Raw genomic sequence first — 8,213 nt, 5'->3', positions numbered from 1 at the left:
TAACCAAGACAGCTGGGGCGAATGGTATTCCCGGTGATAAATATTGAAAATCAAACAATCACCTACTTTTCAAAGAAGTAGCGATCATGCCTATAAATCTTGCTATTACTGATAATGATCGGTTTATTAAATAAAACTAACCAAACGATCAGTCAGTTTATACGAAAGCAAACTTCCACCTACTCAATGCCTGGGCTAAAACTGTCCGAGGTATTGTGATGTATTAAACGATTTGTAACTGTTGAGCACCCCTTATTAAACCCATCTTGTGCTGCCCAAATGGGCTAAGCACTACATATTGATTAACAGAACTATAGATCCAATTAATTTTCCCTAAAATGTACCAAAATAAACAGGTACTGAAACTCCATTAATCAATATGTAGTTGTTTGTCTATTGGAATAACACAATATATTGGTGCTGAATAGTTACAACGATTTTATCCTGTCGTAGATAGTGACTAACATATTGGTCAGTATCACTGTCCACAGCAAACTAAATCAGCGTATAGCTTGAGCGTACGTTCGACCATAAAAATAGTCTGGGTTGAATATAGTACATTGGTTACGTCAGGAATTGAAAAATACTATGTGGGTTTTATGTCTCTCATGTTTGACCTTTACCGGGGGGATAAAAGCAGCTCCTGAGGAGTCAGGAGCCGTGATCTGGTTAGGAATTGTACCGAAATAACTTCCAAATTTTCGGTGCTATTCAGCACAGAAAAGATGCCTGGCCACGGCGGCGCAGAGACACAGAGGAAAGCTTTTTATTTAAGGATTTTCTCTGTGTCTCTGTGTCTCTGTGTCTCCGTGTCTCCGTGTCTCCGTGTCTCCGTGGAAAAAAAGAACAGGGAAGTGATTTCGTGACTAATCCTTAACTGCTGCTCAAAACAGCTCTTCCGGTGAAAACGGCTGGTTCATCTCGCTATCCATATCCCCAAGGGATGGCAGGTTCTCATCACTGAGTTGCTGCGGAGCATATTCTTGCCGGAAGATTTCAAAGATGGCATTAGGGTCACCGGGGTGAGCCAGTTTTCCGGTTTCCCGTGAGATTTTCAGCGTCACCAGACCTTCAGGCTGAGAACGCTTGTGCTCAGGTTTGCCATCCAGAGCGGTGTGCATGTATTCCAGCCAGGTTGGCAGTGCTGCGTTAGCGCCATATTCCCAGCGTCCCAGTGTGGAGTAGTCGTCCATGCCGACCCATACGGCAGTCAGGATGTCTGGGTTAAAGCCGACAAACCATGCGTCCTTACTATCATTGGTGGTGCCTGTTTTACCGCCAATATCGTGTCGCTTTAATGCCCGGGCCCGGCGACCGGTACCTTTCCAGATCACATCATTCATAATGTCATTCATGATGTAGTTAATCTGGGGCGACATTACCGATTTGGCAATGTTCGGCGTAGCTTCTGATACTGCATCAGACTGACTGTTTTCTTCCGCACTGTTTTCTTCCGCAATGGTAGCTGCTTCGAATATCTCTTTATAAAGATTGTCTTGAGAAAGCAGGTCTTCAGAAAGTGTATCTTCCTGTCCTTCTATCGCCATGGTGCTTTCATTCTGGCGGGCCATACAGCTTTCATTACAGGCGATCACCGGCTCTGCTTCAAAATAGAGTTCGTCAACCGTTTCAATGCGCTGGATAAAGTAGGGTTCGATACGAAAGCCGCCATTGGCCAGCACTGCATATCCGGTAGCCAGTTCAAGCGGTGTCATTGAAACATTACCCAGTGACAGTGACAGGTCCCGGCTTAATGACTCTTCCCTGAAACCGAGCTGCTTCAAATATTGAATGGTTTTAGTAATGCCGGTTTGCCGTAATACACGAATGGACACCAGGTTTCTTGAACGATAGAGCCCTTCCCGAAACCGCATTGGGCCATTAAATTTCATATTGTCGTTATTTGGACGCCAGCTATCTTCGAGACCTTCCTCATCAAATACGATGGGTGCATCATTAATGATGGTGGCTGCTGTCATGCCATTGGCAATGGCAGAAGCATAAACAAAGGGTTTGAAGGATGAGCCCGCCTGACGGACAGCCTGTGTCGCCCGGTTATACATGCTGTCGTAGAAGTTGTACCCGCCAACCAGTGCCAGGATGGCACCGTTTTCGGGATGCAGGGAGACCAGTGCGGATTGAGCCAGGGGAGCCTCGGCCAGGCGGTAGCTACCATCGGTGGTGATTCTTACCCAGATATGGTCGCCCGCTTTAAGCACGTCAGAGGGAGCTTTGGGAGCGTAGCCAAAGCTGTTAACCGTCAGAAAGGGTTTGGCCCACTTCATGTTTTCCCAGCTGATAGAACCGGTATTGCTATTTTTAAGCCCAATCTTAACCTCTTCTTCTCCAACCTGAGTAACCATGGCTGGCAGAAGAATGCCAAGAGACGAGGTTTTGTTGATTCTTTGCTGCCAGCCTTCTTCGGGTACATTCTCGAACAGGTTGGTTAGCGGGCCGCGATAACCATGACGTTCGTTATAAGCCATTAAGCCGTTAGCAACGGACAGGTTTGCTGCTTTTTGTAGCTCGCTGTTAACCGTGGTATAGACTTTGAAGCCTTCGCTATAGGCATCCGAACCATACTGTTCGAGCATGTGCTGACGAACCATTTCCGCTACATAGGGTGCCTCCAGCTCGATTCTTGCTCCGTGGTAGCTGGCGGTTACCGGTTGGCTGATGGCTTCGCTGTACTCCTCCGGGGTTACGTAACCGAGGTTTTTCATTCTTCCGAGGATCCAGTCGCGACGAATCAGAGCTCGTTTGGGGTCATTGATCGGATTGTAGCGCGAAGGTGCTTTGGGGAGGCCGGCAATCATGGCAATCTGGGCCAGGGTCAGTTCACTGATTGACTTGTCATAGTAAATCTGAGCGGCGGATTCAACACCGTATGCACGATTCCCCAGGTAAATTTTATTGAGATAGAGTTCAAAAATTTCATCCTTCGACAGTTCCTGCTCTATTTGTAAAGCGAGCAGAATTTCGTTGAACTTTCGTGAAAATACCCGCTCATGGCTGAGGAAGAAGTTCTTGGCCACCTGCATTGTGATCGTACTGCCACCCGATTGAATACCGCCTGTGCTGACCAACTGGACGGCTGCTCTCATCAGGCCCATGATGTCAACGCCGGGATGATAATAAAAACGATCATCTTCAGCCGCCATGAAGGCTTGAACCATATTAAGGGGGGTGTCTTCAAACTGGATGGGGGTTCGGCGCTTTTCGCCAAACTCGGCAATTAACAGATTATCTTGCGAGTAAACTCGCAAAGGTGTCTGTAATTTGGCGTCACGCAGTGATTCTACTGAAGGTAACGAAGGACTGAGGTATAAATAGGCACTGGCACTGACAAGCAGAATTCCACTGGCTACTGTTAATAGTGACCAGCACAGGATTTTTATGAAGTTAACCAATTGAACCGACCATTTCATGCTGTTAGGGCATCCAGATAAGCGAAGGCCACCGGCTGAAGTTGTGACTTTTTTGGATCTTGATTCTAAAAGCCTGTTTTTTAAAATCAAGAGATGTCGTCCTGACAGCCGATAGTGACAGAGTATTATACGGTGAAATGGGGCTCAGCTGACAATGTGGTTTTCCTGTAGTGACTGCCGTTTTGGGTCTCAGGGGGGGATTTTCCTTATAAATCCACTGGTTAGAGTCGGCTGTCAGGTCAATGTGATTGCGAAAATAAACAGGTTGTTATTTAATTAAAGCTGTTGGTCTTATAACTAATAATCAGGGAATGCGCCAGTGTTTGGGCTGCTGAAGAACAAAACAAATATCGTTTTAGGGGTGGATATAAGCTCGACGTCTGTCAAAGTCCTGGAGTTGGGGCTAAGTGGCGGTCAGTACAAAGTCGAAGCTTTCAGTATTGAACCTCTTCCTCCGGGGGCTGTCGTTGAAAATAATATCCATGAGATGGATGTGATTGGTGAAGCGATTGCCAGAGCTCTTTCCCATTCAAGGACCAGCCTTAAGGCTGCAGCCGTTGCCGTGTCAGGCTCTGCTGTTATCACCAAAAATATAGAGATGGATGCCTCCCTCAGTGATGATGAGATGGAAACGCAGATCACTGTTGAGGCCGATCAGTACATACCCTATGCCATGGATGAAGTGGCCATAGACTTTGAAGTCCAGGGGCTGAATGAAAAAAATCCCGAGCGTGTCGGGGTGCTGCTGGCGGCCTGTCGGCGTGACAATGTTGAAATGCGGGAAGAAGCACTCAGGCTTGGTGGTTTGAAGGCCAAAATTGTTGATGTGGAAGCTTTTGCCATGGAGCGGGCCTGTGAACTGATTGAAGGCCAGCTTGACCTGCCTGATGACGACCCGGTCCTGGCGGTGGTCGATATTGGTGCTACCAAGACAACACTTAACGTGATCAGTCGAGGTAAGACGGTATATACCCGGGAGCAGCTATTTGGCGGACGTCAGCTGACGGATGAAATTCAGCGCCGTTATGGATTGACGCCTGATGACGCTGAAAAAGCCAAGTGCCATGGCGGCCTGCCAGATGATTATGAACCGGAAGTGCTGGACCCATTTCGGGAAACAGTGGTTCAGCAGGTTTCACGCTCACTCCAGTTCTTTTTCTCATCCAGCCAGTTTAATGATGTTGATGCGATTGCGCTGGTAGGCGGCTCTGCATCAATCTCCGGTTTGGCGGAAATGATTCAGGACAAATTAGGAACGCCAACCAGAATGGCAAATCCATTTGCCGGAATGTCCCTGGCCGGAAGGGTAGATGCGGAACAGCTGGCCAGTGAGGCACCATCCCTGATGATTGCCTGTGGCCTTGCCATGAGGAGTTTTGACTGATGGCAAGAATTAACCTGTTACCCTGGCGTGAAGAGATCAGGAAAGAGCGTAAACAGCGTTTTATTGCAGCCTGGTGTGTAACTCTGGTGGTCGGTGTTGTGCTGGTATTTATGGGTGACCTCTATATCAGTAACAGCATCAGTTATCAGCAGAGCCGAAATCAATATCTGCAAAATGAACTTACGCTGTTAAACACGCGGATCATTGAAATCAAAGATCTGAAAACCAGAAAAGAACAACTGCTGGAGAGAATGCAGGTTATCCAGAATCTGCAGGGTAACCGGCCGGTTATTGTCCGGATATTTGATCAGGTGGCCAGAGTCGTTCCTGAAGGTGTCTATTTCAAGGAGATAACCCTGGATGGTAACCGCCTTAGTCTGGTAGGGATCGCAGAATCCAATAATCGCATCTCCGCGTTGATGAGGAATTTTGATAACTCGGAATGGTTTACAGAACCCAATCTGACAGCCGTTAGAAAAGTATCCGAAAAAAGTCAGCGCTGGAATGAATTTGACTTAACGGTCAAGCAGATAAATCCCGCTCAGGCTAAGGGGGGACTATGAGCCTTGCAGATTCGTTAGAAAAGCTGAAAGAGCTTGATCTGAATGAGATTGATTTTGATAATATCGGGTCCTGGCCCCTGGGGGTTCGACTCATTGCCTGTGTGTTGACCCTTATTCTTGTGTTGGGCCTTGGCTATCAGTTTCATCTTACCGGTTTACAGAGTCGGTATGATGTGGCCGCCAGTAAAGAGCAGGATCTGCGGGATCAGTATCGTATCAAAGCTTTTCAGGCAGCGAACCTGAAAGCCTATCGTGAACAGATGATGGAAATGGAAGCGTCTTTTGGCGCTCTGGTGAAGCAGTTACCCAGCGATACGGAAGTTCCCGGGCTGTTGGAAGATATTACCTTTACCGGTCGTGGTGCTGGTTTGCAAATTGAAGAGATCCAGCTCCAGGATGAGAATGTCAGCCAATTTTATATTGAACTGCCCATCAGTATTGCCGTGCAGGGCACCTACCATGATCTTGGCAATTTTGTCAGTGGTGTGGCCAGTCTTTCCCGAATAGTTACCCTTCATGATTTTGAAATCCGCCCTGCCAGAGATGGCCGGTTAACGATGAGTATTCTTGCCAAAACTTATCGTTACAATGAACAGGGGGGGCTGTGATGAAGCTTTTTGGATTTATACCTGGACTTGTTTCTGGAGTTATTGTGGTGGGCTCTTTGCTGGCTCTGGCTGGCTGCTCGGATGGAGGGCGTCAGGGTTACAATGACATTGATGCCTATATGGCAGAAACGAGTGCCAGACCGAGAGGTAATATTGAGCCTCTACCTCAGTTTAGAGCCTATGAGGCATTTACCTATCAGGCTTCACTTATGCGCAGTCCTTTTAAACAACCAGTCAAAATTGCACTGACGACGGAACAGATCAACCGCAACGTCAAGCCGGATTCTCATCGGGTCAAGCAGTACCTTGAGCAGTTTGAGATGGACTCCTTCCGTCTGGTAGGGTCAATCAGTAATGATGAAGGATTCTGGGCGCTGGTGCGGGGAACTGAGGGTGTACACCGGGTTCAGGTGGGCGATTACCTGGGGCGTAATCATGGTCGTATCAGTTACATTGATGATCAGGAATTGCGTGCGACTGAGATAGTGCCAGCAGGGCCAAAGTATTGGATTGAGCGACCAAGGGTTCTACGCATTATTGTTAATAATCCATGAACTTACGTTCGATAGATTGAAGCAGCTGATTGATATGGCTCGAGGCTGAAACCTTAGGGAGTGGCATATTCCTTCTGGCAGTCAGCTTGGCTGGCTAAATTCGAAAACATTTTAATAATCATTAATTGTCGTGTAATGCGCAAGCATTCTGCTTATGCGCAAGGAATTGTCTCGGCCATAAAATCTAAAAAAAGGTTGGATTGAGTCAATAATGGAAAAATAAATGGTTTGAATCAGTGGTAAAGCTCAATTTTTATTCAGCAAGTCAGTCATGTTGAACTAAGTTGTTGTTGAGTCAGGTTGTGGGGGCAGCTGTTCATTTCTGCAGGGTATTTATATTGCAGGATTCAGGTGAGATGCCGATGAAAAAAATAACTCTAATTCTGAAATGGGTAAGTTAGATGAAAAATAGTCCCCTGATACAGACCAACGCTGTTCGAGGGCTTCTGTATGTGTTGTTGGCCATATTGCCTGTTTCCGCATGGGGCGTCACTCTTAAAAATATGGATGTTTCGGCGTTGCCGGGTGACATGGTTGAGCTTCGTTTGACCTTTGATGGTGCTGCCCCGGTTGCTCATGGCTACAGCATTGAGAAGCCTCCAAGAATTTCCATAGACCTGCCTTTTACCCGCAGTGAACTCCCAAAATACAATGAGGTTGGCTTTAATAATGCCAAGAGTGTCACCGTGCTTGAGGCGGGTGACCGAAATCGGCTGGTGAGTAATTTTCAGGGGTTCACCCGTTTTACCAGTCAGGCTGATGGACGGACGCTGAGTATCTATCTTGGTGATGACGGTCAGGCAGCTGCAGTACAAAGAGAGTCGGTAGGGGCGAAGAACACGTCCATGGCTTCTGCTGTCCGTAAAGGTATTACGGATATCGATTTTCAGCGTGGCGATGATGGTGAAGGAAAAGTAATTATTGCGCTTACTGATGCCAAGATTCCCATGGACATGAATGAACAGGGTGGGCGTATCCGTCTGGAGTTTCAAGGAGATGTGTTACCTCAGCGTTTGAGAAATCGCCTGGATGTTATTGATTTTGCTACACCGGTAAAATTCATTGATGCAAAGGTTGAAGATGGGAACAGCATCATCGTTATTGAGCCCAAAGGGCAATTTGAATATCTGGCATACCAGACGGACAACCTGCTGACTGTCAGTGTTAAGACGCCAGACAGGAAAGACCTGGGTAGAAGGAAGTCAGGGCTTTCCTACAAGGGCGATAAGCTATCGTTGAACTTTCAGGATATTGAAGTCAGGGCTGTTCTTCAGTTGATTGCTGATTTCACGGATCTGAACCTGGTGGCATCCGATACCGTAGGTGGCAACGTTACCTTGCGCCTGCAAAATGTTCCCTGGGATCAGGCGCTTGATATAGTGCTCAAGGCTAAAGGGCTTGATAAAAGGCTTCAAGGTAATGTGTTGACTGTAGCGCCTGCCGCTGAAATTGCTGCCCGTGAGCGTGAGCAACTGGAGAATGAAAAACAGATTCGTGAGTTGGCACCGGTATATACAGATCTTGTCCAGATTAATTATGCAGATGCTGCTGAAATAGCTGGGGTATTGCAGGGTGATGGTGATGCCAGTCTGCTGACCGAGCGGGGTTCTGTTCAGGTGGTGGCCAGGACCAATAATTTGTTGATTAAAGATACCCAGGCCAAGCTGGATGAGTTG

At 47.2% G+C, this 8,213-nt stretch carries 6 protein-coding genes; 5 read left to right on the top strand and 1 reads right to left on the bottom strand.

All coding sequences use genetic code 11. The features are described 5' to 3' along the window. Nucleotides 1-884: 884 nt before the first annotated feature. Entirely contained in the window at nt 885-3,428 is a 2,544-nt protein-coding gene (locus RM811_RS07660) for a penicillin-binding protein 1A (protein WP_402522544.1), read from the bottom strand. 319 nt (nt 3,429-3,747) lie between these two features. Here RM811_RS07660 and RM811_RS07655 point away from each other — a divergent pair, with 319 nt between their 5' ends. From RM811_RS07655 to RM811_RS07635, 5 genes are all read left to right on the top strand, one after another. Next, the gene (locus RM811_RS07655; protein ID WP_402522542.1) at nt 3,748-4,812 is read left to right on the top strand and encodes a pilus assembly protein PilM; all 1,065 of its coding nucleotides are present in this window, start codon (nt 3,748-3,750) and stop codon (nt 4,810-4,812) included. Next, nucleotides 4,812-5,375 (top strand): PilN domain-containing protein, encoded by a 564-nt coding sequence (locus RM811_RS07650; protein WP_402522540.1) that lies wholly within the window; start codon nt 4,812-4,814, stop codon nt 5,373-5,375. Before RM811_RS07655 ends, RM811_RS07650 begins: the two co-directional genes overlap by 1 nt. After that, the gene (locus RM811_RS07645; RefSeq protein ID WP_402522538.1) at nt 5,372-5,983 is read left to right on the top strand and encodes a type 4a pilus biogenesis protein PilO; all 612 of its coding nucleotides are present in this window, start codon (nt 5,372-5,374) and stop codon (nt 5,981-5,983) included. The genes RM811_RS07650 and RM811_RS07645 overlap by 4 nt, the downstream gene beginning before the upstream one ends. Then, the gene (locus RM811_RS07640) at nt 5,983-6,537 is read left to right on the top strand and encodes a pilus assembly protein PilP (protein ID WP_402522535.1); all 555 of its coding nucleotides are present in this window, start codon (nt 5,983-5,985) and stop codon (nt 6,535-6,537) included. Before RM811_RS07645 ends, RM811_RS07640 begins: the two co-directional genes overlap by 1 nt. Nucleotides 6,538-6,938: 401 nt before the next feature. Beyond that, the coding region (locus RM811_RS07635; protein WP_402522533.1) for an AMIN domain-containing protein at nt 6,939-8,213 on the top strand (1,275 nt) is incomplete at its 3' end.

This window comes from Endozoicomonas sp., assembly GCF_031844845.1.
In the GTDB taxonomy this organism is placed as follows: Bacteria; Pseudomonadota; Gammaproteobacteria; order Pseudomonadales; family Endozoicomonadaceae; genus Endozoicomonas.
Note: the sequence above shows the minus strand (reverse complement) of the source record. Positions and strands in the feature narration are given on the sequence as shown.

Coding starts and splice junctions, on each gene's coding strand:
- RM811_RS07660 (WP_402522544.1), bottom strand. CDS start 3,428: ATGAAATGGTCGGTTCAATTGGTTAACTTCATAAAAATCCTGTGCTGG.
- RM811_RS07650 (WP_402522540.1), top strand. CDS start 4,812: ATGGCAAGAATTAACCTGTTACCCTGGCGTGAAGAGATCAGGAAAGAG.
- RM811_RS07645 (WP_402522538.1), top strand. CDS start 5,372: ATGAGCCTTGCAGATTCGTTAGAAAAGCTGAAAGAGCTTGATCTGAAT.
- RM811_RS07640 (WP_402522535.1), top strand. CDS start 5,983: ATGAAGCTTTTTGGATTTATACCTGGACTTGTTTCTGGAGTTATTGTG.